We start from the raw sequence: 24,105 nt of genomic DNA, 5'->3' as shown, positions 1-24,105 counted from the left end.
ACTGACCGCACGAAAGAAAGGGCTGGACCTTATTCTTTCATTTTCGCGGTAAATTCGTTGAATCGTTCTTCCGTTTTACCCTCTGTTTTTGTCAGCAGACTAACGAGGATAATCGCTAAAAGAGAAAGAACGAATCCTGGAATTAATTCGTAAAGGAAGTCTGCCAGTGCAGGGACTTCCGCCCAGAGGATGACGGTTACGGCTCCAACGAGCATTCCGGCGAGTGCGCCCCATTTCGTCATTCGCTTCCAGTACAAGCTGAGCAGAATCGCCGGTCCAAACGCAGCACCGAACCCGGCCCATGCATAGCTGACAAGCCCTAAGATCGTATCATTTTTCTCCCAGCCAAACGCAAGCGCGATAACAGAAACGACCAATACAGCGGCACGTCCAAGAAATACCAGCTCTTTATTGGACGCATCACGGCGTAAAAACGTTTTGTACAGATCTTCCACGAGTGAACTTGATGTGACAAGAAGCTGCGAAGAAATCGTACTCATAACGGCCGCTAAAATAGCGGACAAAATAAAGCCTGTAATAAAGGGGTGGAATAAAATTTCACCTAGTTTAATGAAAACCGTTTCCGGATCACCGATCGTAAGACCGTTCATCGAGTAATACGCGATGCCAAGGAAACCGGTAAACATTGCCCCAACGATAGAGAAAATCATCCAGCTCATGCCGATCCGGCGCGCTGTTTTCACATCTTTTCTGGACGTGATCGCCATGAAACGGACGATGATGTGCGGCTGCCCGAAGTAGCCTAGTCCCCATGCAATCAATGAAACAATGCCTAACACACTTTGTCCCTGGAAAATATCCAGTATTTTCGGATCAATGGATCGTACTTCTGATACAGCTGTACCAAGTCCGCCAATTTCGATAAGCGCCACAATCGGTACAAGAACAAGTGCCAAAACCATAATAATTCCCTGTACAAAATCAGTCCAGCTCACTGCAAGAAAGCCGCCGAACAATGTGTAAGCCACAACAATTCCTGTCACAAGCAGAAGTCCTGCATGATAATCAAGTCCAAACGTTGTATTAAACAATACGCCGCCGGATACCATACCAGAGGACACGTAAAACGTAAAGAAAACTAAGATGACAATGCCTGATACGAGACGCAGCACTTTTTTACGGTCATCAAAGCGGTTTTCCAGATAACCGGGTATGGTGATGGAGTCATTTGCTACTTCCGTGTAAACGCGAAGCCGAGGTGCTACATAAAGCCAGTTTGCCCAAGCTCCAAAAGTTAATCCAAATACAATCCATGCTGAACTAACACCTGATACATAAATGGCACCCGGCAGTCCCATCAGGAGCCAGCTGCTCATGTCTGATGCACCGGCAGAAAGTGCCGTAACAGCAGGACCTAACCCACGGCCTCCAAGCATGTAGTCGGTTAAGTTAGACGTTTTTCGATACGCTAACCACCCGATCAGCAACATGCCGGCCATGTAAATACCAATTGAAAACAACAGCCAAAAACTCATTTAAACATCCTTTCTTGCTTTTTGCGTAACGGTAACCATTATAACGAACTAAATGAAAATGTAAAAAAAAAGAGGCTCTTCGGCACTTGTCCGAAAAGCCTTTCATTCCTATCACATTAAGCCTTAGCAGTTTTTTTATTTTTTATTGGGTCGGCCGCTGTTTTGGCAAAAAATTTGGCGTTTTGTGGAATTTGTTTTGCTTCATTTACGGTTAATGTAACCGCTTGTTTTGCATGATCAACATCCGCCATAATGTGTTCTTGATGAACTTTTAGTTCATCTGTTTCGCCTTTAATTTTATCCGTTTCTGTTTGAATACGCTGCTGTGCTGCTTTTAAATGATCGACTTTTGGTTTGATCGATTTAAATGCTTTAACTGCTGAAACGGCAAGATAAATAAGCGCGGCCACAAAAATAGCGAGACTAATCCAGCCAATCCATTCCATAAACATAACCTCCTGAAATTCAATGCTTATCTTTACTGTACCCGGAACGAACAGAAAAGTAACAAAAAATGTTTTGGAAAACAGTCAAAACGGAAAAAAGAAGAGAGAGGTGGTTTGATGATAAAGGAACGGATGAGATTAAATTTATCACGCCATATTTGGATTGTACCGGGAATTTACAGCATCGGTGCTCTCCTTTTGGCCAGTTTAGTGGTTTGGATGGATATTTCGCATTACGCAGAGCTCAAAAGGTGGGTGCCGGACCGGCTTTTAACCAGCACTTCTTTGTCTGAGACCATTCTCGGCTCTATTGCAGGCTCTCTTTTGACGATGACCTCGATTACTTTTTCTACGCTAATGGTTGTATTAACCACTTATTCAGGACAATTTTCACCGCGCATTTTACAAAACTTTATTCATGATAAAGTCACGCTTCGGGTTCTCGGTGTATTTATGGGCGGGTTTGTTTACTCCATGTTTTCCCTGCTGTTTATCCGCGAAGTAAATGCAGATGACCCGGTTATTTCTGCTGCAGTGGGAGTATGCATTGCGCTTGTCTGTCTCGGTTTTTTTGCTCATTTCTTGCAGCATGTAGCCAATTCTATTCAAGTAACCAAATTAATTGACCGGCTGGCAGATGATGCAGTGGAAACCATTGAAAAAGTGGAGGTTGCAGGCAGCCGGGTGGATGAGCATCCTCCTGTGCCAGAGGGAGAACCGGAAATGCTGATCTCCGGTAAAAAAGGCTACATTCAATTATATGAATGGGAAAAGCTTTTAGAGACGGCGAAAAAACACGATTGTATAATCGAATTGCTGGAACCAATCGGGACTTTTGTAACGAAAAAAACGCCTCTCGTTAAGATGTACCGCTCTCGTTCGTTTCATCGGGATGTGCGCGATTACGTAAAAGTCGGTGAAGAACGGACGCCGGTACAGGATGTGGAGTTTGCCGTTCAAAAGCTCGCTGAAATTACGCTGCGGGCCCTGGCTCCGGGAGCGAACGATCCGAATACAGCAATTGATGGCATCCGCCATATAGGGATGGCACTTGATGAAGCAAGCCGCCTCGATGGAAAATACACTGTTTTTGAAGACAGAGTAATCATCCCTCGACGTCCGTTTGAAAAGATTTTATATGAAACGTTTTATGAAATTTGTTATTCGGGGCGGGATCGCGTGTCTGTCCTTTTGGCTGTATTTGATGCATTAGACATGATTTCGGATAAAAATACCCCGGCCATTCAAAAAAAGGTGCGCGATTTCGGCAGCTATGTCCGGGCGAAAGTAGAGGAGGATATTTTAAATGAAGCAGACCGGCAAAACATTACAGAACGGTTCAAACAGCTATAGCTATAAGCCGGTTAGTGACGCGTTTTTTCATGGACCGACGCTGTCTCTGGCCCGCAATTTACTCGGCTGCCTTCTTGTGAAGGAAACAGAAGAAGGCACAGCTTCAGGCTTTATTGTGGAAACAGAGGCATACCGGGGGCCATTAGACCGTGCAGCGCACAGCTATAATAATAGAAGAACAAAGCGTACAGAAGTGATGTTCGCGGAGCCTGGGCGCGTGTATACCTATTTGATGCACACACACTGTCTCGTGAATGTGGTGAGCGGGGAAGAAGGACTGCCGGAAGCTGTATTGATCCGGGCAGTAGAACCGTACGATGGGATTGATTTAATGATGGAACGGCGGGGAGAAATGCCGATGAAAAATTTAACGAGCGGTCCCGGCAAGCTGACAAAAGCACTCGGCATTCATATGATCGATTATGGACGTCGTTTTGATGAGCCGCCCCTGTTTATTGCCCACGGCTTCACACCGGAAAAAATCGCCGTCGGCCCCAGAATCGGCATTCCAAACAGCGGAGAAGCAAAGGACTATCCGTGGCGTTTTTGGGTGGAAGGCAATCCGTACGTTTCCAGATAAAAAGCAGCGGCGAGACGGCCGCTGCTTTTAATCCGGATATTTTTCTTCGCTTGAGGAAGAGTCTTTTGTTTTATGCTTGTCCTTTTCTTCCCGCTGTTCCATTTTCAAATCTTCAAGTGGAATCGCATCTACATTTTGTTCTTCTTCAAATTTATCATACAGGCTTTCGTTTTCGGTTTCGATTTGCTCTGGATTGTCCATTTTGCCTTGATCAAGCTTTTTATTCATTCGATTCATCTCCTAAGAAATCGTTTTCTGTACTGTAACCTTATTTTGTCATTGTTAAACATGAGAAAAAAATGGATAATAAACAAAAAACAATGAAGGAGCTTTTATGTCAACACAACCCGCTTTTTTATCATCACTGCAGCCATTTTTACAAGAATCATGGGAGAAGGCCGGTTTTAAGCAGGCCATGCCCGTTCAGGAAGAAGCCATTCCACTTTTATTGGATGGACGTGATGTGATGGCTGAATCACCGACCGGAACGGGAAAAACGCTGGCTTATGTTTTACCGATGCTGGAGAAAATCGACCCGAAGCGCAATCAAGTTCAAGCGATCGTCATGGCGTCATCGCGTGAGCTGATTATGCAAATACAAGAAGAAATCCGCACATTCGGCGGCGGTGTGATTACATCTGCCGGCATGATTGGCGGCGCAAACATTAAACGGCAGACGGACCGGCTGAAAAAACCGCCTCATATTGTCTGCGGAACACCTGGACGGCTTCTCGAACTCATTGAAATGAAAAAACTGAAAATGCATGAAGTGAAATTTATCGTGCTGGATGAAGGGGATGAGCTATTTACAACTGCCCTTTTTGAGCCGGTTCAAGCGATTATCAAAGCTACACAAAAGGACCGCCAGCTTGCTCTGTTTTCGGCTACACTGCCCGCTGCGGCTGAAGAGAAAGCGAAAGAGCTAATGAAGGATCCGGAAACCGTCCACATCAAAAAAGGAAGCCTGCCTAAGGAAGGAACAGTGCGCCACCTTTATTTTACCTGCGCGTGGAAAGAAAAGCAGCAAATGATCGAAAAGGTCATGCGCGTATTCGAGCCCGAGCGGATGCTCGCTTTTATCAAAGACATTACGGATGTAAATGTGATGTCAGAGAAGCTGGCGTACAAAGGACTTAAAAATGCGGTGCTGCATAGTGAGCTTCGCAAAGAAGAGCGTGTGAAAGCCATTCGGGATTTCCGAAACGGCAAAGCACCGCTTCTGTTTGCAACAGATGTAGCTGCACGCGGACTCGATGTGAAGGGGCTGACCCATGTGCTGCACTTTGAGGCACCCCACAATGTGCGTGAGTACACACACCGTTCAGGCCGTACAGGACGTGCTGGTGAAGACGGTACAGTCATCACGTTGATTACAAGTGAATTTCAAGAAAAAGAGCTGAAAAAAATGGCGCGCCAAATGGGCGTAGAGCTCGAAAAATATGAATTTTTCAAAGGCCAAGCATTACCGGTAAAAAGCAAGCCGGTCCAGAGCGAAAAAAATAATTGAAGCCGGGAAACAAATCCGGACAAAGTACGGAAAAGAAAAAGGAGACAGCTGCAGCTGTCTCCTTTTTTATAAAAATAGCTCCAGGCGGAATGAAGCATCTGACTCCAAAACGTCTCCAGTGCGGAACGAAATAGGATGTTGAAAGAGCGGTCCATCATAAACAAATGTATGAAATTCACCGTTTTCACCCATCGGGCAGCAGTCCGTCTGCGCGATATCCGCCGCAAAAGAGGCATCGAGTGTCCGGCCGAGAAAGTCCGGGCTGATTACGTCTTTACGAGTACGGATAATGAATGCTTTATATTGTGTATCAATAAATTCTTCTAGCATGCGGGAAGCTTGATCCGGCTCGGCACGAAGAGGGAAAAGAGCGGAAAGCCCTGCAGCGGCCGCTGTATTTTCTCCCCATTCAAAGTGAGCATCTGTATAAATGTCCCCATATGCAACCCCGTCCAGCTGAAACGACTCTTTCAGCCCATGCAGGTCACGGATAAAGTCCTCCGTGTAGTGGTCATAGCGGCATCGGATAAAGTGAACTGGAACGCCAAGCGCTTTGCTCTGCGCTTCAATCAGCTCCATTTTCTCATCGTGCCCGAATGTGCGTCCCGTTTCAATCGGCGCTGTAGTGATGAGGCAGGCAATATCGACTGGCTGTTTTTTTAACATATGAAAAACCATCATGCAGTCTTTGCCGCCGCTCCACGACAGGGCAATTCGCTTTGGCGTTCCCATTAAAACACCTTTGTCGTCCAGGATTCACCGTTCCAAATATCAGTGACAACATCCCGGTAAAACTCAGGTTCGTGGGAAATAAGCAGAACGCTGCCTTTATAGTCTTTTAAAGCCCGTTTTAATTCATCTTTTGCATCCACATCCAAATGGTTGGTTGGCTCATCCAGCACCAAAATATTTGATTCCTGGTTAATTAGCTTGCACAAGCGGACTTTTGCTTTCTCCCCACCACTCAAAACGGACACTTTGCTTTCAATATGCTTGGTTGTTAAACCGCATTTGGCCAGTGCCGCCCGAATTTCATACTGGGTAAATGACGGGAATTCCGTCCAAAGCTCTTCAATACACGTATTACCCTTATCAGTTTTCATTTCCTGCTGGAAGTAGCCAATCAGCAGATTTTCACCGCGTTCAACCTTGCCCGAAACCGGCTTGATTTCACCAAGCAGGCTTTTTAACAGAGTGGTTTTACCGATACCGTTCGCACCGGTCAGGGCGATTTTTTGTCCGCGTTCCATGCGCAGATTCAGCGGGCGTGAAAGAGGCTCACCGTATCCAATCACCAGGTCGCGCGCTTCAAAAATCAGCTTGCTCGGTGTCCGGCCTTCTTTAAAGCGGAACTCCGGCTTTGGACGCTCTGCGGCAAGCTCAATGACATCCATTTTATCAAGCTTTTTCTGGCGTGACATCGCCATGTTCCGTGTGGAAACGCGCGCTTTATTACGGGCTACAAAGTCTTTCAAATCGGAAATTTCCTGCTGCTGCTTTTTGTAAGCCGCTTCAAGCTGCTGTTTTTTCATTTCATACACTTTCATAAAGTCTTCGTATGTGCCGGCGTAGCGGTTTAGCTCTTGGTTTTCCATATGGTAAATCAAGTTGACCACACTGTTTAAGAATGGAATATCATGTGAAATAAGGACAAACGCATTTTCATATTCCTGCAGGTAACGCTTTAGCCATTCAATATGCTGTTCATCCAGGTAGTTGGTCGGCTCATCCAGCAGCAGAATTTCTGGCTTTTCAAGCAGTAATTTGGCCAGCAGTACTTTTGTCCGCTGTCCGCCGCTCAAGTCATGTACATCACGATCAAGGCCGATATCATCAAGCCCGAGCCCGCGTGCTGTTTCTTCAATTTTGGCATCAATCACGTAAAAGTCATTGTTCGTCAGCAAGTCCTGCATCGTACCTGTTTCTTCAAGAAGCTTCTCCAGCTCTTCTGGCGTAACATCCGCCATTTGCCCAAACAATTCGTTCATTTTTGTTTCAATATCAAATAAATATTGAAACGCTGTACGGAGTACATCGCGAATGGTCATGCCCTGCTTCAATACCGCGTGCTGGTCAAGATAGCCGACACGGACATTTTTAGACCATTCTACTTTTCCTTCATCCGGCTGCAGCGTTCCAGTAATAATATTCATAAAAGTCGATTTTCCTTCGCCGTTTGCCCCAACAAGACCAATATGCTCGCCCTTTAGGAGACGAAATGACACATCATTAAAAATAGCACGGTCGCCGAAGCCATGGCTCAAGCGGCTGACTGATAAAATACTCATCTATATAACTCCTTGTTCTTTTTTGATCATTATATCATTTTCCAAAAAAAACGGGAGAAAACTGTTAAACGGCGGGTACTCATTGTAAAATGACTGTATGAGAAACCACGGGAGGGATTATGGATGCAGGAAAAGCAGCAATTCGAAATCAATGGAACGAGCCTTCAATGGGACCGAGCAGAAGGGCTGTTTCAGTTTGAAGGAGCGGATGTAGTCCTTTTTTGGACAAAAACAGCGCTGAAAACGTTCATTGATACGATTGAGGAAGTAACAGGTGCAGAATCCGCCCGGGTTGTGATGGAAACCGCAGGATACCGGACAGGAAAAATCGTCAGCCGTTTTTATAAAGAAAAATGGAGCGTGGAAAAAACGCTGGAGCTCTTGCCTAATATGTACGCATCGGCCGGCTGGGGAGCGACAGAATTCAAGCGGTTGTGCTTAGCAGAGCGCCGAGCGGTTTTGTCGATTCGCAATGACTGGGAAAGCAAGGTCGTGCAGGCGCAGGGGAAAGAAGGTGCGGGCACATTTCTTGGAGGACATTGGGCTGGCGTACTGAGCGGATTGATCGGGGAAACAATTTGGTACAAAGTAACGGAGTATGAGGCGGACGAGGAAAAGTCATATAAAGAAATTGAATTATTTCCATCTTCAAAAACACCGTCGGAAAACGTGCGCGAGCATATTCAAACACGGGAGCAGCAGACAATCATCCAGCTTGAAGCGATGGTTGAAAACCGGACGATTGAGCTGCGCAAGCTGATCCGCGAGCTGTCATCGCCAATTATTCCGGTTCTTGACGGCATTTTGGTTACGCCGGTGATGGGGCGGTTTGATCAAGAGCGGTCAGATGATTTTACGGAAAAAGCGCTTAAGGCCATCGTGGAGCACAAAGCGAATATGCTGATTCTGGACGTTACCGGCATTAAAGCAATGAACAATTTGATTTTAAGCACACTTGAAAAAGTGACACAATCCGTTCAGTTGATCGGCGCAGTGCCGATTGTCGCCGGCATTTCACCGGAACTGGGGATGGAGATGGCTTCAAAAGGCATTTATTTAAACGATTTAAAGTGCTTTGCTACGCTAAAACATGCGATTCATTATGCGATTGCGCTGGAAGGCATGCAAATTGTGAAAAAAGAAGACGAATCATTATAAGAAATCCTTTGCCATTTGGTATGATAGGAGAAAACACGGGTACAGAAAAACTTACTTTTTTACCCCAGGAGGTGAGAGGAAAAAGCAGTCAGATTGCTTTTTCCGAATATTGATAGATATAGGTATTGCTGTTAAATTGGTATCATTTGCGTTACTCATTGTATTAACCGGATTTTTTGTGGCAACTGAATTTGCTATTATCCGTGTGCGCCAGTCACGCATCAATCAGCTTGTTGAAGAAGGAAACAAGCGGGCGATGGCAGCGAAAAAAGTAACGTCAAACCTCGATGAATATTTATCCGCCTGCCAGCTTGGCATCACCATTACTGCTCTTGGACTTGGGTGGCTCGGTGAACCAACGGTAGAAGCTATATTACATCCGGTATTTGAACATTTCGAGGTTGCTCCATCCGCTGCAAGTATCTTGTCTTTTATTATTGCGTTTGCGGTGGTTACATTTCTGCACGTTGTTGTCGGAGAGCTTGCGCCAAAGACCGTTGCGATTCAAAAAGCGGAATGGGTAACATTAATGTTTTCACCGCTCATTATTATTTTCGATAAAATCATGTATCCGTTTATTAAAGCATTGAATGGTTCTGCGCGCGGACTTGTCGGTATTTTCGGATTAAAGCCTGCGTCCGAGCATGAAATGGCCCATTCAGAAGAAGAGCTGCGGATCATTTTATCGGAAAGCTTTAAAAGCGGAGAGATTAATCAATCAGAGTACAAGTATGTGGACCGTATTTTTGAGTTTGACGAGCGTGTCGCAAAAGAAATTATGGTGCCGCGTACCGATATGGTTACGCTGTCGAAGGACTTAAAGTGGGATGAAATTACCTCCATCATTGAACTGGAAAAGTATACGAGGTATCCGGTGGATGACGGTGATAAGGATAATATTCTCGGCATGGTAAATATGAAGGAGCTGCTTTCGTATTATTTAAACCGGAACAGCGATCGGAGCCGGCCGCTCGAAGAATTTGTGAAGCCGGTGATTCGTGTGATTGAGACCATTCCGATTCACGACCTGCTTTTAAAAATGCAAAAAGAGCGTATTCATATGGCTGTGCTTATGGATGAATATGGCGGTACATCAGGGCTTGTAACAGTTGAAGACATTTTGGAAGAAATCGTTGGAGAAATCCGGGATGAATTTGATACCGATGAAAAACCGGATGTGCAAAAGCTTGGTGAAAAGCATTATTTATTAAATGCGCGTCTGCTTATTTCAGAAGTAAATGACCTGTTAGGCACAGAGCTTTCTGATGAGGAAGTAGATACGCTCGGCGGATGGGCGCTCACTGAAAATATCGATGTTAAGCTTGGTGATTCGATTGAGCAGGATGGCTATGAATTCATTATCCGCGATGCGGAAGGCCACCATATTCATGCGATTGAAGTGAAAAAGTCCAGGCCGATGGAAGCCGAATCAGCATCAGCTGAATAAAAAGAGTCTGCGAAATTTTCGCAGACTCTTTTTTTAAAGGCGGAATTGAGAGACAATGCCGTTTAATTTTCCAGCCACTAAGCTTGTTTGAACAGACCGTTCCGCCACGGATTCAATGGCAGAGGAAGTTTGCTGTGCGGCGGCTGATATGTCTACCGTCCGGTCTTCAATCTCGCGGATGGCAGCGGCCAGCTGGCTGATTAGTTCGACAACCCGCGCAGAATTGACTGCTTCTTCATGAGTCAGCCGGGATACTCCGTCGATTTCATGCATGGTTTGTGAAACTGCCTCGTGTATGTCGGTCAGTGCCTGGGCAGTAAATTGAACGGTTTTATTTCCGGCTTCAACTAAGCTCGTATTTTCATTCATCGCTTGAACAACATGCTCGGTATGGCCGATAATATCACGGACTAGTTTTTCAACCTGGAGCACTTCGTCATTCGATTGTTCGGCCAGCTTACGGACTTCTTCGGCAACAACAGCAAATCCTTTTCCGTGTTCTCCGGCGCGTGCCGCTTCAATGGAAGCATTCAAGGCGAGCAGGTTGGTTTGAGCCGCAATACCGGCAATGGTCCCGGCGATTTGGTTGATTTTTGCTGTAGATTCACTTAACTGTTGAATGGTTCTGCTTGTATCGGAAGAAGCGCGTTGAATTTTTTCCATATCTAGGCTGATATCCTCCACTCTGGCACGGCCTTCCTCGGCTGTTTCCATCGTTTTCTCGGAATGATGAACACTAACATCTGCTTTTTGTTTTCCTGTTTGAATGAGGGAAGCTAATTCCTGCAAAAGATCATTCGATTGTTCAGCGCTGACGGTGCCGTCTGATACGGAAGAAGCAACTTCTCCCATGCTGGCAGACACTTGCTGCACAGATGTTTTCATTTCTGTTAAAGACTCGGCTGTATGGGTTGAATTTTGCGCTAACTGCTCGGCTGTTTCTTTTAACATCCCCATTACATTTCTGAAATTGGCGGCCATTCCATTTAGCGTGCGGGCTAAATCACCAATTTCATCCTGCGTCTTATCATACTTGTTTACAACAGAAAGGTTGCCATCAGCTATTTCTTTTGCCTGGTCAATCAAAGCGGAGATTGGTTTTGTTTTGCGGCGAATTAACCATACGGTAACAATAGAAGCGAGAGCCATCGGAATCAAGCTGATTAAAATACCGTTTTTCACAACATCCCATGTCCGCTCGGATACAATGTTTCCGTTAAAATCGATGACGCTGACAGCCGCAATTTCCCCATCCACATAAATAGGTGCATAGCCTGACAAGCGGCTCATGCCTCCGTACTCATACACTTTAGAGTAGGTAGGATGACCTGTTTGGATCAGTGTGGATATCGCTTCCTCATCGATATAAAAAGAGTCCCCAACGTTAAAGCCTTTGTCCTTTAAATGATCGTCCAGCGCCAAAATAGTTCCGGTTTGATCAATAATATATTGTGTTTCAAAGATAGCTTTATGGCCAGTGGTCCAGTTTAACTGAGTGCCGAGAGCTTGAGCTGCTGCCTCATCTCCTTTTAGGACGGCACGCATGGTGTCTTCTGTAATCAAGCCGGTTGTAATATTGGCACAGCCATATGCTTCAATTCCAGCAGCTTCATATAATTTGTCGTAAGCGGTTTTGTAAGTAGCAACAGAAGTGATAATGAGCATTGCGATAATAATGCCGATAATGATAACGCCAAGCTGCCATGTAATCGTTCTTTTCATAACCGCAAGCCTCCTGATGGCATAACTGTTTTCTTATTTATACCATAAGTATCATGTAAAAAGTCTGTGTTTTTGTGACATTTTCATTACGGAAAAACGCCCGCCGCTGATAGGATCAACGACGGGCGTTTGAGTTATTAATCTAGTGTTTTAGAACCGATATACCGCTTGCTCCAATAAGAGTTAGATGCTTGATCAATCGTAACTCCTTTTGAGGAGGAAGCATGAATAAATTGATTATTGCCAAGGTAAATGCCTACGTGGGAAGCACCTTTTTTGTACGTTGTAAAAAACATAAGGTCGCCTGGCTCCATGTTAGCTTTAGAAACAGCTTGTCCTTTTTTGTACATGTCGGCTGCTGTACGCGGCAGTGAATAGCCGGTTTGTTTATGTACGTATTGGATAAATCCCGAGCAGTCAAAGCCTGCCGGTGTTGTACCGCCAAATTGATAAGGTGTGCCAATATGCTCCTTTGCTTCAGCGATTGCCGCCTTGGCGTTGTAAGCTGCATTCGTTTGCTGAGCGGGCAAAAGGCCGCCGAACATGATGAAACAAATGCTAAGGAAGATCCATAATCCTTTTTTCACACTAGTCCCTCCGGTCTGATGGCCGCTGCTAAACGGTTACATGTAAGTTGATGTAAATATATCAGAAAATTCCGGACAATGAGTTACAGTTTTATGTATTTCATATTACAGTTTCATGACAAAAGTAACCTGAAAGAAGTCGGATGGTCGGAATATAGAGGGGTATAGCTGTTTTCGGGATATCCTTTCATTTTTTTGTACCCAAGCAGTGTAAGCTGTTTGTATGAGAGCCAATAAGGCGGCGGGCATACGGCTTCTCTATCGGTTCTTTTTAAGAAGCGACAAGTCTCCTGCTCGTATTCGGCCGTGAGAGCTTGCATAAAATAAGACTGACGACTTTGTCGACAGTCTTACAGCACAAAAGAAACCGGGCTGTTTTTTTAGCGAATGGTTTCTAAAAGGGCGTCTCCATTTTCGGCGATGCGGATAATCGCGTGTGTTTTTTGCTCCCACTTTGTTCCTGTATTTTCAGGAATAAAGAAATGCTCAATACCGAGGGTTAATGTGCCATATCGCCCGGAACCTTCTATAAACAGGCCGTCTGGCTGCTGGTGCGTAAACGTTTCTGCTTGATAGACTGGAATCTGTTTTCCGTTATAGGATATAAACTCTGAAGTAGGCTTTAAGGACACATTGATTTTACCTTCCGGAGGAGCTGTGGAGCTGTTATAAAATTGATCGCTGTACACTGTGCCGATGGTGTAGCCAAGCTGAACATAGTCTCCTTGAATAAGGGAGCGCGGGTCCACAGGAGCAAGCTCCAGCGCAGCCACTTCTCCTTTTTGAAGAAGCTGTTCTTTCTGCCAGGCAGTCGTGATTAAAAAGGCAGTTTGAAGTACAAGCACCACTGCAAACAGGCCGGCGCTCCATTTTTTGACGGGAACCGGGACGGTGTGTTTTCTTCCCCAGATGAACCAAAGGACGAAAAACAGCAGGCTGATCAGTAAAAAAGAAAGCGACTTGTGCAAAAGCAGCCAGGCGTACTCATAGTATTTCCAGATAAAAAAGGCGATAAAAGCTGCCCAGACCGGCCAGCGGTACAGCCTTCTTTCCGAAGCAGGCTTAAAAAGGTGCCAGAAAATATATAAAAGAAACACGGCATGAAGAAAAAGAGAATCCCAGCCTTTTTCAGTCAGCGAGTAAAGCATAAAGAGAAGGGACAGCCAAAAACCAGCCATGCCGACAGGCTGCTCTTTGAAAGAAAGAAACACGACCGCATTTCCTACAGCAGCCGAGAATAACACCCAGGTGCTGACAGAAAGCGATACATCATTTTCTGTCAGCAGGCGTAAAATGCCATACAGAAGCAGAGCGTTCGCTGATATATAATAAAGAATGGATTCATTTCGTTTAAGAAGCAGCACAGTCAGCAACACGAGCGGCACCGCAAGGAGAAAAGCTGTCCAGGTACGATCCCATTCGGACACGAGATAAGAAAACAAAAAGATAAGTCCGGTAATTTGAAGTGTGAGACGGACCACCAGCCACGATTCTTTTTTTACAGCCAGGCCTGCAGCCGTGCAAAGAAGGGCGAGAACGAGAAAGCTGAGCGAAAAGTTTCCGCTGAACCCGAAAAGCATGCCGACAAACGAGCTCAGAGAAAACACGGCAATCAGTGTGCCGATAAATGCCAGGGCTCCTGTGAAAAAAGTAATCGTGTACCGTCTCCATTTATGATCATGCATGCTGCCGGAAGAGGCAATTTTTCGAAGGCCGATAATACTAAAAGCAAAAAGTAAAAGCAGCATCGGAAAACCTGTGTAAAAAATAAATTCTCCAAGCAGCTGGTAGGTCATGTAAAACATGTTCGGAACCACGTACAACCCGAAAAACAAAAGATGAACGCCTAATTCAAATGGATGACTTTTTTGTGAGCCGATAAACGCTCTCCAAAACAAAACGATAAATACAATATACGCAGCATGAAGCAGCAGAAAAATGGCACGGTAATCCATATTGCCAGCAAGCGTATCATAAAGCATATGTGTATCAAGCAAATAAACTGCGCACCCCTGCATGATAACCAGAGATATAAACGAAAGCTTTTCTTCCTGGAGTTTGCGCCAGAAAACATAAATCGCTCCGTGCAAAAGAATGGCCCCTAAATAAATGAGCAGCTGCTCACCATCCGTGTAGGTAATAAAGGCCCCGGTTGGATACAGCTTCAGCCAGAAGGTGAGCTCAAATAGTAAAAATGCGAGCCAGTACAGCGGCCGATAACGGGTAAAGGCGGCCAGGAGAACGGCAGGGGTCAGTGTAACGAAAAATAGCACGTATGAATCCGCATGTGAGTTATACATCTGGCCAATGAGCGCGGCGGCGACCGCAAATGCAACAACTGACAGCAGCAGCCACCAGTTGCCGAGATACGCAAATGTGCGGCTTCTGCGGTATAAAAAAGCCAGTATGGCACAAAGAAGCAAAATCGATATGCTTAAACCAATTTTCACCGGACGGTCAAGCCCGGGCCAGTTGGCGGCGAAAAAATAAATAATGGCAGCAAAGAAAAAAATGAGGCCAAGTAAATAAGGAATGTCGCCTTTTTTTTGCGCAAACATCGGTATTCCTCCTCTTCTTTTTCTTTCAGTATACTATTTTTTTGCGGGAGAAGAGAGAAGAGAGAAAAACAATTAAAGCGGCTCCGACGGCTGTAAAGGCGATAAAAGGCTCATCTGTCCAGTTTCGAACTGCGATGCCAGAGAAGGCCCAAACAAACACAAGCGGATACACGGGGTCCCGGTGTGCAAAGCGGAACGTCACAGCCAGTACAGAAGCTAAAACAATCAGAAGAATCGTCCAGATGGCAGCCGAAAGGCCAAAGCCGTTCCATTCATAATACGTTAAGGTATAGCTTATATTAGCCATTACAGCCACGCTGACCCAGCCGAGATAAACTGAAAAAGGAAACCGGTCCCAAAAAGAAAAGTGTTCCCTTTCTATGCGTGAATAAATGATGATAAGTGAAACGAGCAGGGCGATGATCACCAACGTACTAAGTACAAAAAACTCATAGTGCCAAAGAAAAATCCATGTTGCATTAAAGGCGCAGCTGAATAAAAAGGGCACATGAACCTTCCGATCAATATGAGATGGTTTGAAGCCCCGAAGCAGCCAAATAAGCAGCAGGAAATAAATGAATCCCCAAATCGAAAATACATAGCCGGCCGGTGTGAAAAGAACGTTTATTTTGTCGGAAATCTCGCCGGTCGTCTGTCCATTAAGGGGGATAGCGTTTGCCAGGCTGTTTACAGCCACAACGATAAGAAAGCCAATTAAATTAAGCCAAAAAATTCGCACAAAATCGCCTCCTTTTTTCGTTCTTTTCCCTTTTACTTATATGCGCTAACCCTTGTCCTTTTTCTGGTTGTTATTTCAGAATAATTTTTACGTGTGTGATATAATAGAAACAGTGCACCAATAGGAAGGATGGTTATATGAGCAAAACCGTTGTACTTGCAGAAAAACCATCCGTTGCCCGTGATATTGCCCGCGTTCTAGGATGCAGCAAAAAAGGGAACGGATTTTTAGAAGGAAATCAATATATTGTCACATGGGCGCTTGGCCACCTTGTGACACACGCAGATCCGGAGGGCTATGGCGATCAATATAAAACGTGGAACATAGCGGATCTGCCGCTTATGCCAAATACGTTGAAAACCGTGGTGATCCGCCAGACGAGCAAGCAGTTTCATGCAGTAAAAGCACAGCTTCTGCGAAAAGATGTCTCGACCATCGTTATTGCGACCGATGCAGGACGTGAAGGAGAGCTGGTTGCACGCTGGATTATCGACAAAGCCCATGCGAAAAAGCCGGTGAAGCGTTTATGGATTTCATCTGTGACAGATAAAGCGATCAAGGAAGGGTTTCAAAAACTTCGCGACGGCCGCGAATACGAGAACCTGTATCGATCTGCCGTTGCCCGGGCAGAAGCAGACTGGCTTGTCGGGATCAATGCGACGCGCGCTTTGACAACGAAGTATAATGCGCAGCTGTCATGCGGACGTGTTCAAACGCCAACACTTGCCATCATTGCCAAACGGGAAGAGGAGATCAAGAATTTCCAGCCGAAGAGCTACTATGGCATCCAGGCATCTGCAGGCGGTATGAAACTGACGTGGCAGGATGCAAAAGGAAACAGCCGGATGTTTTCAAAGGAAAAACGTGATGAACGGATAGAGGCAATCGAAGGCGCCAAGGCAGTGGTTACGAATGTGAAAAAAACAGCGAAAAAATCATACGCCCCAGAGCTGTATGATTTAACGGAACTGCAGCGTGATGCCCATAAGCTGTTTGGTTACTCAGCGAAAGAAACGCTGAATGCTATGCAAAATTTGTATGAGCGCCACAAGCTTGTTACGTATCCACGCACAGACTCACGCTATCTCCCGCAGGATATGGTGTCTACCTTAAAAGAGCGGGTGGAAGCAGTAGAAGTGCGTCCGTATACACCATTTGCGGCAAAAGTGCTGCGCCGCGGTATTCAGCCGGGCAAATCGGTTATAAACGATGCAAAAGTAAGCGATCACCATGCCATCGTGCCAACCGAACAGCCGCCAATACTCAATGAGCTGAGCGATAAAGAGCGGAAAATTTACGATTTGGTCGTAAAGCGTTTTTTAGCTGCGCTTCTCCCGCCATATGAGTACGAGCAGACGGTCATTGAAGCCAGCATTGGCGGAGAAATATTTACCGTTAAAGGCAACGTGGTCAAGTCTGCCGGCTGGAAGGAAGTATATGGCCAGGATGAAGACGCGGAGCCATCACTGCCGGCTGTTGAAAAAAATCAGCAGCTGCCGGTAAGCAAGCTGATCCCGACAGAAGGGGAAACAACGCCGCCGCCGTTTTTTAATGAAGGCACTCTTTTATCCGCTATGGAAAATCCGTCGAAGGTGATGAATGTAGATCAGGACGTGAAGAAAACATTAACCGAAACAGGCGGGCTTGGAACGGTAGCGACTCGTGCGGATGTGATTGATAAGCTGTTTAATACGTTTTTAATTGAAAAGCAGGGGCAAAACATTCGTGTGACTTCTAAAGGAAAGCAGCTGCTTGATCTTGTTCCTAAAGACCTGCAGACGCCCGCACTGACAGGGGACTGGGAGCAAAAGCTTGAGAAAATCGCGAAAGGAAAGCTGGAATTTGAGGCGTTTATGGCGGAAATCCGCACTTATGCAAAAAGCGTAACAAATGAAATTAAAAACAGCGATGCGAAGTTCAAGCATGATAATGTGACCGGCAAGCAATGCCCTGAATGCGGCAAGCTGCTGCTTGAAGTGAATGGGAAAAAGGGTAAAATGCACGTGTGTCAGGACCGCGAATGCGGCTACCGCAAGCAGGTTGCCCGTGTAACAAACGCCCGCTGCCCGAACTGCCACAAGAAAATGGAAATGCGGGGCGAAGGAGAAGGCCGCTTGTTTGTATGCAAATGCGGCCACAGGGAGAAGCTGTCTGCATTCGAAAAGAGAAAGCAAAAAAGTGGCAAGGGTGCGGCAACGAAGCGTGATGTGAATCAGTACCTGAAAAAACAAAACCAGGATGAACCGGTGAATACGGCGCTGGCAGATGCACTGAAAAACTTAAAACTATAATCGAACAGCCGTTTCAAATTATTATGCAGAAATAATAATTTGGGACGGTTGTTTTTTTCTGAAAAAGGTGTCTATAATGATTTCAGAAACAAGAGCAGGGAACATCTACTAGGCTACTGCTTGTATCGTTTGTTTATTCATTATGACTTGTAGGGAGGAACATTATGCCGATTAATATACCGCATCAGCTGCCGGCACGCGAAGTGCTGGAAAGAGAAAATATATTCGTTATGGACGCGGATCGTGCCAGAACGCAGGATATTCGCCCGCTTAATATTTTAATTCTGAACTTGATGCCGGAAAAAGAAAAAACAGAAGCTCATCTTTTGCGTCTGCTTGGTAATACGCCGCTTCAAGTGAATGTCTCGTTTTTATATACGGCCACATATGAATCAAAAAACGTAAGTAAATCCCACCTCGAGCAATTTTATATTACGCTTGAAGAAGCGAAAAGCCGCCGTTATGACGGCTTGATTATTACTGGAGCGCCGATTGAACTGATGGAGTTTGAAGCGGTCAGCTACTGGGCGGAGCTGCAGGAAGTTATGAACTGGGCAAAAACAAATGTAACGTCTACTCTGCACATTTGCTGGGGAGCACAGGCAGCGCTGTATCACCATTACGGCATCGGCAAGTTTGAACTGCCTAAAAAATGCTCTGGTGTATACGAACATGCAATCACCGATCCGACTGTAAAACTACTGCGCGGGTTTGATGATGTATTTTCGGCACCGGTTTCCCGTCACACTGATGTCAGCCAGGAAGCGATTGAGGCGAATGATGAACTGATTTTGCTCGCTTCTTCACCAGAAGCAGGCCCGCTGCTCATCATGTCAAAAGATGCGCGGAATATTATGATTACCGGACATCTTGAATACGATGCAACTACGCTCGCGGAAGAATACGAGCGTGACTGTGCGAAAGGCCTTGAGATAGACATGCCGGAAAACTACTTTCCAGGCAACAACCCTGCTAGTCGTCCGCCAAATAAATGGCGCTCTCACGCTCATTTGCTTTATTCAAACTGGCTTAACTACTACGTCTACCAGGAAACACCGTACGAATGGAAATGAAAGAGCAAGACCGTCCACGCATAATGGGCGGGTTTTTGCTTGCAGAAAATATCCCTGGCTCCATAAAAAAAGCGCTGCCGGCATGTGCCGGCGGCGCTTTTTGCTTAATAAAACGATGTTCTTCTGTCTTCGAAAACAGGAATGCGGCTGCGGATTTCATCAATCGCACCAAAATCTATTTCTCCGATAAGCATTTCCTCCGCTTCGCCTGCTTCAGCAATCACTTCACCCCACGGGCCGATAATCATAGAATGCCCGGCAAACTGATTGTCAGGGTCGGAACCAGACCGGTTACAGGCGATCACATAAGCCTGATTTTCAATCGCGCGCGCCGTGAGCAATGTGCGCCAGTGATCTATACGGGCGAGCGGCCATTCGGCAGGAACGAATAAAACACGGGCGCCGTTTACAACTTGTTTACGGAACCATTCCGGGAAGCGAATGTCATAGCAGATAAATCCAGCCATCTTTTCACCGGCCAGCTCAAACAAACCATCTTCCTCGCCGTCAATTAAATATTTTTCCTCATGCATGAGCCGGAACAAGTGCAGCTTGCTGTATTCATGAATGAGGCGGCCGTCTTTGTCAACGATAATCATTGTATTTTTAACACCGCTGCCCGTATCATTGGCAACCGAGCCGCCAACGATGTGCATGCCGTATTTTTGAGCTGCCTCTGTTAAAAACTGCTTGGCCCGCTCTGCTCCGCGGTCCGCAATTTCATTCAGGCGCGTTAAATCATAGCCGGTTGTCCAAAGTTCTGGCAGCACAGCCAGTTCGCAGCCGGCTTCGCTTGCTTTTTTTAAAAAGTCTGCCGCCCGGCTGTAATTTGCTTCCGGGTCGCCAAACGCTATATCCATTTGCAGACAGGCAATTTTCATGTTTTTCATCTCCGTTGTCTTTTTAAAAATTGTAACATGGTTGACAGGTAAAATGAAACATGTCATAATCCTCCTTAACAAATAAACGGACAATTGCATACATCTTATCAAGAGCAGGTAGAGGGACAAGCCCTATGACACCCGGCAACCGACCTATGGCAGGCACGGTGCTAATTCTTGCAGCGAAAGCTGAGAGATAAGAAGACTAACTAGAAAACCTTTCTTCTTATTTCGTGAAGAAAGGTTTTTTTATTTTTAAAAAGGAGGCGTCGGTCATGACCGTCAAAAACAAAACAGACAAGCCGTTAAAGATTGAACAAGGAAATTTATATACTACTATTCGACCTCAGCAGGGAGAGCGTGTCATGATTATCGGCGGCTCTGAAACGCTGACAGCGCGGTGTTCAGACGCAGGCGCAGCCGTTTTGCCGGTCGTTTCGTTTGCGCAGGTTCAGCAGCATAAATTTGATACAGTAGCAGCGCCGCTGTCTGTTCATCCGTATGCGGACGGAGCACAATGGACCGCTAAAGCCTATGAAGCGTTGAAGGAAGGGGGCCGGTTTGTTGCGGATTTTGCAGAATCAAGCTCTCTGCCTTCGGCATCAGACTACCCATACGCCGAATCACTTGCCGGTTACTGGGAGAGACTAAAAGCGGCCGGCTTTTCCACGATCTTATTTCAGCAGCTGTCCGCCAAGTCAGCACAAGAAGCTGTATTAAACGGCTGGACAGAACTTGTATCGTCTAAATATCCTGTTACGGTCAATCGTTTTATCGCTGTGAAATAACATTTTCAAAATGGGTGCCGCCGTATTATGATAAGGGCAACAACATGCGAAAGGTGGCACCACGTGAACATTTTTTACCGAAAAACGTCATATACACATGAACAATTTTTTCACCAATATACAGCACTTTCAAAAAATGAGTCCCATCATGCACTGCTTGAAAGCGGCCGGGGCGGCCGCTATAGCTTTGCGGGTATTCAGCCTTCTGCCATCGCGGTTTCCGCTGAAGAAGGACTTGTTGTAAAAAAAGATGGGAAAGAGAAGCGGATAGCCGGCAATCCGGTTCATGCGCTTGTTTCGCTTCTTGACGAACGTAAAGTACCGAGGAAGGAAGGGCTGCCGGATTTTCAAGGCGGCGCTATTGGCTGGATCAGCTATGACTATGTCCGGTTTATCGAAGATCTTCCGGATCATGCTGAGGATGATACCGGCCTGCCGGATACATGCTTTTTGTTTTTTGATCAGTGGGCGGCGTTTGATCATCACACGAATGAGCTTTTTGTGATGCAGCTTGCCGAAACGGAAGAAGGACTGGATGAGTGGTTTGAAGCATGGTGTGACCCAGCGGGACCGGTAGATTGGACATCTGGACAGGGAACGGATAAAACAGACGTTTCTTTCCCGGAGGAACAGTTTAAAGAAGCAGTTGAACGGATTCGTGAATATATTGCGGCAGGAGATGTGTTCCAGGTGAATTTATCGGTTCGCCGTGCCCGTCCCCTCACCGTACCGCCGCTTGCTGTGTACGCGGCGCTTCGCAACTTGAATCCTTCTCCTTATATGGCTTACATTCAAACACCGGACTTTCAAGTCGTTTCCGGCTCGCCGGAGCTGCTGGTGAAAAAAAGTGGACAGAAGCTGTCAACCCGGCCGATTGCCGGGACGCGTTCACGCGGTAAGGATGACGCTGAGGATGAGCGTCTTGCAAAAGAGCTCATCGACAATGAAAAGGAACGAGCTGAGCACGTAATGCTTGTGGATTTGGAGCGCAATGACCTGGGCCGTGTTTCCCGCTACGGCTCTGTTCATGTGGATGAATTTATGGTCATTGAAAAGTATTCACATGTCATGCACATTGTGTCTAATGTGTGCGGAGAGCTGGCGGAAAAGAAAACAAATGCTGATGTGATTGACGCTGTTTTCCCGGGCGGAACAATTACCGGCGCGCCAAAAGTGCGGACGATGGAAATTATTGAAGAGCTTGAGCCGGTACGCCGCGGCATTTATACAGGCTCCATCGGCTGGATTGGCTATAACGGAGATATGGAACTAAACATTGTCATTCGTACCATGCTTAGTGCGAGCGGCTATGGATATGTCCAGGCTGGTGCAGGCATTGTCATTGACTCAAAGCCGGAATATGAATACAAAGAGTCGCTGAAAAAAGCAGCCGCCATGTTAAAGGCGATGGAACTTGCGGAGGATGCACACACATGATTTTGATGATTGATAATTACGATTCATTTACGTATAACCTTGTTCAATATCTTGGAGAACTTGGTGAGGATCTGGTTGTCCGGCGGAATGATGAAATAACCGTTGCCGCCATTGAGGAGATGAAACCGGATTTTGTGATGATCAGCCCGGGACCGTGCACACCGAATGAAGCGGGGATCAGCCTGGAGACAGTCGAAAAACTGTCAGGCCGGGTTCCGCTTTTTGGGGTTTGTCTTGGCCAGCAGTCGATTGCACAAAGCTTCGGCGGTGATGTTGTGCGCGCCGAGCGGCTGATGCACGGCAAGACGTCGCCTGTTTTTCATGATGGCAAAACCATTTTCAAAGGACTGCCAAGCCCATTTCGGGCAACCCGTTATCATTCACTGATTGTAAAAAGAGAGACACTGCCGGACTGCTTTGAGATATCGGCCTGGACAGAAGAAGGTGAAATTATGGCCATCCGCCATAAAATACTCGCGGTGGAAGCGGTCCAGTTTCATCCAGAGTCTATCATGACCGAATATGGAAAAGAAATGCTGCAAAACTTTATGGATACTTACAAGGAGCGACCATGTTCACATACGTAAATGGACAGGTTATCCCGAACAGTGAAGTGCGTATTTCTCCGTTTGACCATGGATTTTTATATGGTGTCGGCGTATTTGAAACGTTTCGCACGTATGACGGAACGCCTTTTTTACTCGACGAGCATCTAAACCGGCTCAATCGAAGCTTGCAGGAGCTTCATATTGATCTACACGTTGCGTGTGAAGAAGTGCTGGATATTTTAGCGCAGCTGGAAGAAGCAAACGGATGGCGTGATGCATACATCCGGTTTAATGTGTCAGCTGGAGAAGGAGACATTGGGCTGCAGACCGCTCCGTATCAAAAACCAAATGTGATCGTGTTTCAAAAAAAGCTGGCACCCGCCGGGCCAATGACCGAAAAAAGGGGTGTTTGGCTTGAAACGAGGCGGAACCGTCCGGAAGGTGAAAGCCGGCTGAAATCCCATCATTATTTAAATAATATTTTTGGAAAAAGGGAAGCCGGGAGTGATCCTTCTATAGAAGGGATATTTTTGACCGAAGACGGTTTTGTCGCAGAAGGCGTAGTATCGAATATGTTTTGGATTAAAAAAGGAACGCTGTACACGCCAGCGCTCCAAACAGGTATTTTGGGCGGCGTTACCCGCCGATTTGTCATGGATATTGCCTGTGATACAGGTCTCCGCGTTGAGGAAGGCCTGTATACGCCGGCCGAGGCAGAAGCGGCGGATGAAGTGTTTGTGACCAATTCCATTCAAGAAATCGTACCATTGCGGGCACTTGGTGAAAAGGCATTTCCGGGTGCTGCCGGCGAAGCAGTGCAGCTATTATTTAAACAGTACCGGCGTGCTGTTCGTCAGTGACGAGCAGCACTTTTTCTTTTGCGAGCCCTTCATGGTATTTTTCCGCATCTTCTTTGGATAAGCCGAAATCAATGAGTGCATCTTTGACCGGCTTTTCACGGGTAAAAATTGATTTTACTTTTTCTTTTAAGGAAGGACCGGCTGTTTCTACGTTTGCTTCCGTCCGATTTTGGATGGTTAAGTATACATCGGCATCCTTTGTAAGGGCTGTTATTTTAGCGGGATCATATCCTTCTACTTTTAAATCTTCTATTTTACGAATCACATCAATTTCTCCATCAAATAAGCCAATTACCTGTTTCATGATAAACCTCCCTGCAAAATGAATTATCATTCTTTTCCCTGG

The 24,105-nt window shown here is 46.0% G+C and carries 22 protein-coding genes and 1 riboswitch; of the genes, 11 read left to right on the top strand and 11 right to left on the bottom strand.

Annotated elements, in window-relative coordinates; all coding sequences use genetic code 11:
- Positions 1–29: 29 nt before the first annotated feature.
- Both putP and RG959_RS08700 read right to left on the bottom strand, forming a co-directional pair.
- On the bottom strand, positions 30–1,460 hold the full coding sequence (gene putP, locus RG959_RS08705; protein WP_483298870.1) for a sodium/proline symporter PutP: 1,431 nt from the start codon (positions 1,458–1,460) through the stop codon (positions 30–32).
- A 152-nt stretch (positions 1,461–1,612) separates the two neighbouring features.
- Positions 1,613–1,942, bottom strand: coding sequence for a DUF948 domain-containing protein (locus RG959_RS08700; protein ID WP_342796762.1), 330 nt, complete (start codon positions 1,940–1,942; stop codon positions 1,613–1,615).
- 117 nt (positions 1,943–2,059) lie between these two features.
- On the opposite strand from RG959_RS08700, the gene RG959_RS08695 reads away from it, so the two are divergent.
- Both RG959_RS08695 and RG959_RS08690 read left to right on the top strand, forming a co-directional pair.
- Entirely contained in the window at positions 2,060–3,295 is a 1,236-nt protein-coding gene (locus RG959_RS08695; RefSeq protein WP_342796761.1) for a DUF2254 domain-containing protein, read from the top strand.
- On the top strand, positions 3,249–3,875 hold the full coding sequence (locus RG959_RS08690) for a DNA-3-methyladenine glycosylase (RefSeq protein ID WP_342796760.1): 627 nt from the start codon (positions 3,249–3,251) through the stop codon (positions 3,873–3,875). Before RG959_RS08695 ends, RG959_RS08690 begins: the two co-directional genes overlap by 47 nt.
- 27 nt (positions 3,876–3,902) lie before the next feature.
- Here the strand turns inward: RG959_RS08690 and RG959_RS08685 are convergent, their stop codons facing one another.
- The gene (locus tag RG959_RS08685) at positions 3,903–4,103 is read right to left on the bottom strand and encodes a hypothetical protein (protein ID WP_483298864.1); all 201 of its coding nucleotides are present in this window, start codon (positions 4,101–4,103) and stop codon (positions 3,903–3,905) included.
- Between the two features lie 106 nt (positions 4,104–4,209).
- On the opposite strand from RG959_RS08685, the gene RG959_RS08680 reads away from it, so the two are divergent.
- Positions 4,210–5,382, top strand: a complete 1,173-nt coding sequence (locus tag RG959_RS08680; RefSeq protein WP_342796758.1) for a DEAD/DEAH box helicase — start codon at positions 4,210–4,212, stop codon at positions 5,380–5,382.
- A gap of 66 nt (positions 5,383–5,448) precedes the next feature.
- Here RG959_RS08680 and RG959_RS08675 read toward each other — a convergent pair whose 3' ends face one another.
- Positions 5,449–6,114, bottom strand: coding sequence for a Dph6-related ATP pyrophosphatase (locus RG959_RS08675; protein ID WP_342796757.1), 666 nt, complete (start codon positions 6,112–6,114; stop codon positions 5,449–5,451).
- A complete protein-coding gene (locus RG959_RS08670; protein WP_342796756.1) occupies positions 6,114–7,670 on the bottom strand; it encodes an ABC-F family ATP-binding cassette domain-containing protein in 1,557 nt (518 codons plus the stop codon). The genes RG959_RS08675 and RG959_RS08670 overlap by 1 nt, the downstream gene beginning before the upstream one ends.
- 123 nt (positions 7,671–7,793) lie before the next feature.
- Between RG959_RS08670 and RG959_RS08665 the strand changes: the two genes are divergently transcribed.
- Together RG959_RS08665 and RG959_RS08660 are read left to right on the top strand one after the other, a co-directional pair.
- Complete coding sequence (locus tag RG959_RS08665) at positions 7,794–8,828, top strand: STAS domain-containing protein (RefSeq protein WP_342796755.1); 1,035 nt, start codon at positions 7,794–7,796, stop codon at positions 8,826–8,828.
- A gap of 118 nt (positions 8,829–8,946) precedes the next feature.
- Positions 8,947–10,275 carry a hemolysin family protein gene (locus tag RG959_RS08660; protein ID WP_342796858.1) on the top strand — a complete coding sequence of 443 codons (1,329 nt, stop codon included), beginning with the start codon at positions 8,947–8,949 and terminating at the stop codon, positions 10,273–10,275.
- A gap of 33 nt (positions 10,276–10,308) precedes the next feature.
- Here the strand turns inward: RG959_RS08660 and RG959_RS08655 are convergent, their stop codons facing one another.
- The 4 genes from RG959_RS08655 to RG959_RS08640 all read right to left on the bottom strand — a co-directional run bounded on the left by RG959_RS08655 (position 10,309) and on the right by RG959_RS08640 (position 15,881).
- Positions 10,309–11,997, bottom strand: coding sequence for a methyl-accepting chemotaxis protein (locus tag RG959_RS08655; RefSeq protein WP_342796754.1), 1,689 nt, complete (start codon positions 11,995–11,997; stop codon positions 10,309–10,311).
- Between the two features lie 137 nt (positions 11,998–12,134).
- On the bottom strand, positions 12,135–12,584 hold the full coding sequence (locus RG959_RS08650) for a C40 family peptidase (RefSeq protein WP_342796753.1): 450 nt from the start codon (positions 12,582–12,584) through the stop codon (positions 12,135–12,137).
- A gap of 380 nt (positions 12,585–12,964) precedes the next feature.
- Complete coding sequence (locus tag RG959_RS08645) at positions 12,965–15,142, bottom strand: GDYXXLXY domain-containing protein (RefSeq protein ID WP_342796752.1); 2,178 nt, start codon at positions 15,140–15,142, stop codon at positions 12,965–12,967.
- Between the two features lie 25 nt (positions 15,143–15,167).
- Positions 15,168–15,881, bottom strand: coding sequence for a TspO/MBR family protein (locus RG959_RS08640; protein WP_342796751.1), 714 nt, complete (start codon positions 15,879–15,881; stop codon positions 15,168–15,170).
- A gap of 137 nt (positions 15,882–16,018) precedes the next feature.
- On the opposite strand from RG959_RS08640, the gene RG959_RS08635 reads away from it, so the two are divergent.
- Both RG959_RS08635 and metA read left to right on the top strand, forming a co-directional pair.
- Positions 16,019–18,172, top strand: a complete 2,154-nt coding sequence (locus RG959_RS08635; RefSeq protein ID WP_342796750.1) for a DNA topoisomerase III — start codon at positions 16,019–16,021, stop codon at positions 18,170–18,172.
- Positions 18,173–18,336: 164 nt separating this feature from the next.
- Positions 18,337–19,245 (top strand): homoserine O-acetyltransferase MetA, encoded by a 909-nt coding sequence (metA, locus tag RG959_RS08630; RefSeq protein WP_315693085.1) that lies wholly within the window; start codon positions 18,337–18,339, stop codon positions 19,243–19,245.
- 104 nt (positions 19,246–19,349) lie between these two features.
- On the opposite strand, the gene RG959_RS08625 is transcribed toward metA, so the two are convergent.
- On the bottom strand, positions 19,350–20,126 hold the full coding sequence (locus tag RG959_RS08625) for a carbon-nitrogen family hydrolase (RefSeq protein WP_342796749.1): 777 nt from the start codon (positions 20,124–20,126) through the stop codon (positions 19,350–19,352).
- A gap of 101 nt (positions 20,127–20,227) precedes the next feature.
- Positions 20,228–20,329, top strand: a riboswitch (SAM riboswitch).
- A 72-nt stretch (positions 20,330–20,401) separates the two neighbouring features.
- Between RG959_RS08625 and RG959_RS08620 the strand changes: the two genes are divergently transcribed.
- The 4 genes from RG959_RS08620 (at position 20,402) to pabC (ending at position 23,759) form a co-directional block, all read left to right on the top strand.
- Positions 20,402–20,914, top strand: coding sequence for a class I SAM-dependent methyltransferase (locus tag RG959_RS08620; protein ID WP_309090035.1), 513 nt, complete (start codon positions 20,402–20,404; stop codon positions 20,912–20,914).
- 63 nt (positions 20,915–20,977) lie between these two features.
- A complete protein-coding gene (locus tag RG959_RS08615; protein WP_342796748.1) occupies positions 20,978–22,351 on the top strand; it encodes an anthranilate synthase component I family protein in 1,374 nt (457 codons plus the stop codon).
- A complete protein-coding gene (gene pabA / locus RG959_RS08610; protein WP_342796747.1) occupies positions 22,348–22,938 on the top strand; it encodes an aminodeoxychorismate/anthranilate synthase component II in 591 nt (196 codons plus the stop codon). Before RG959_RS08615 ends, pabA begins: the two co-directional genes overlap by 4 nt.
- Complete coding sequence (gene pabC, locus RG959_RS08605) at positions 22,923–23,759, top strand: aminodeoxychorismate lyase (RefSeq protein ID WP_342796746.1); 837 nt, start codon at positions 22,923–22,925, stop codon at positions 23,757–23,759. Before pabA ends, pabC begins: the two co-directional genes overlap by 16 nt.
- Here the strand turns inward: pabC and RG959_RS08600 are convergent.
- Positions 23,728–24,063: a general stress protein gene (locus tag RG959_RS08600; protein WP_342796745.1), complete on the bottom strand. Its 336-nt coding sequence runs from the start codon at positions 24,061–24,063 to the stop codon at positions 23,728–23,730. The two genes, pabC and RG959_RS08600, sit on opposite strands and share 32 nt — an antisense overlap.
- Positions 24,064–24,105: the final 42 nt, after the last annotated feature.

It is taken from the genome of Domibacillus sp. 8LH (genome assembly GCF_038806185.1).
In the GTDB taxonomy this organism is placed as follows: domain Bacteria; phylum Bacillota; class Bacilli; order Bacillales; family Domibacillaceae; genus Domibacillus; species Domibacillus indicus_A.
Note: the sequence above shows the minus strand (reverse complement) of the source record. Positions and strands in the feature narration are given on the sequence as shown.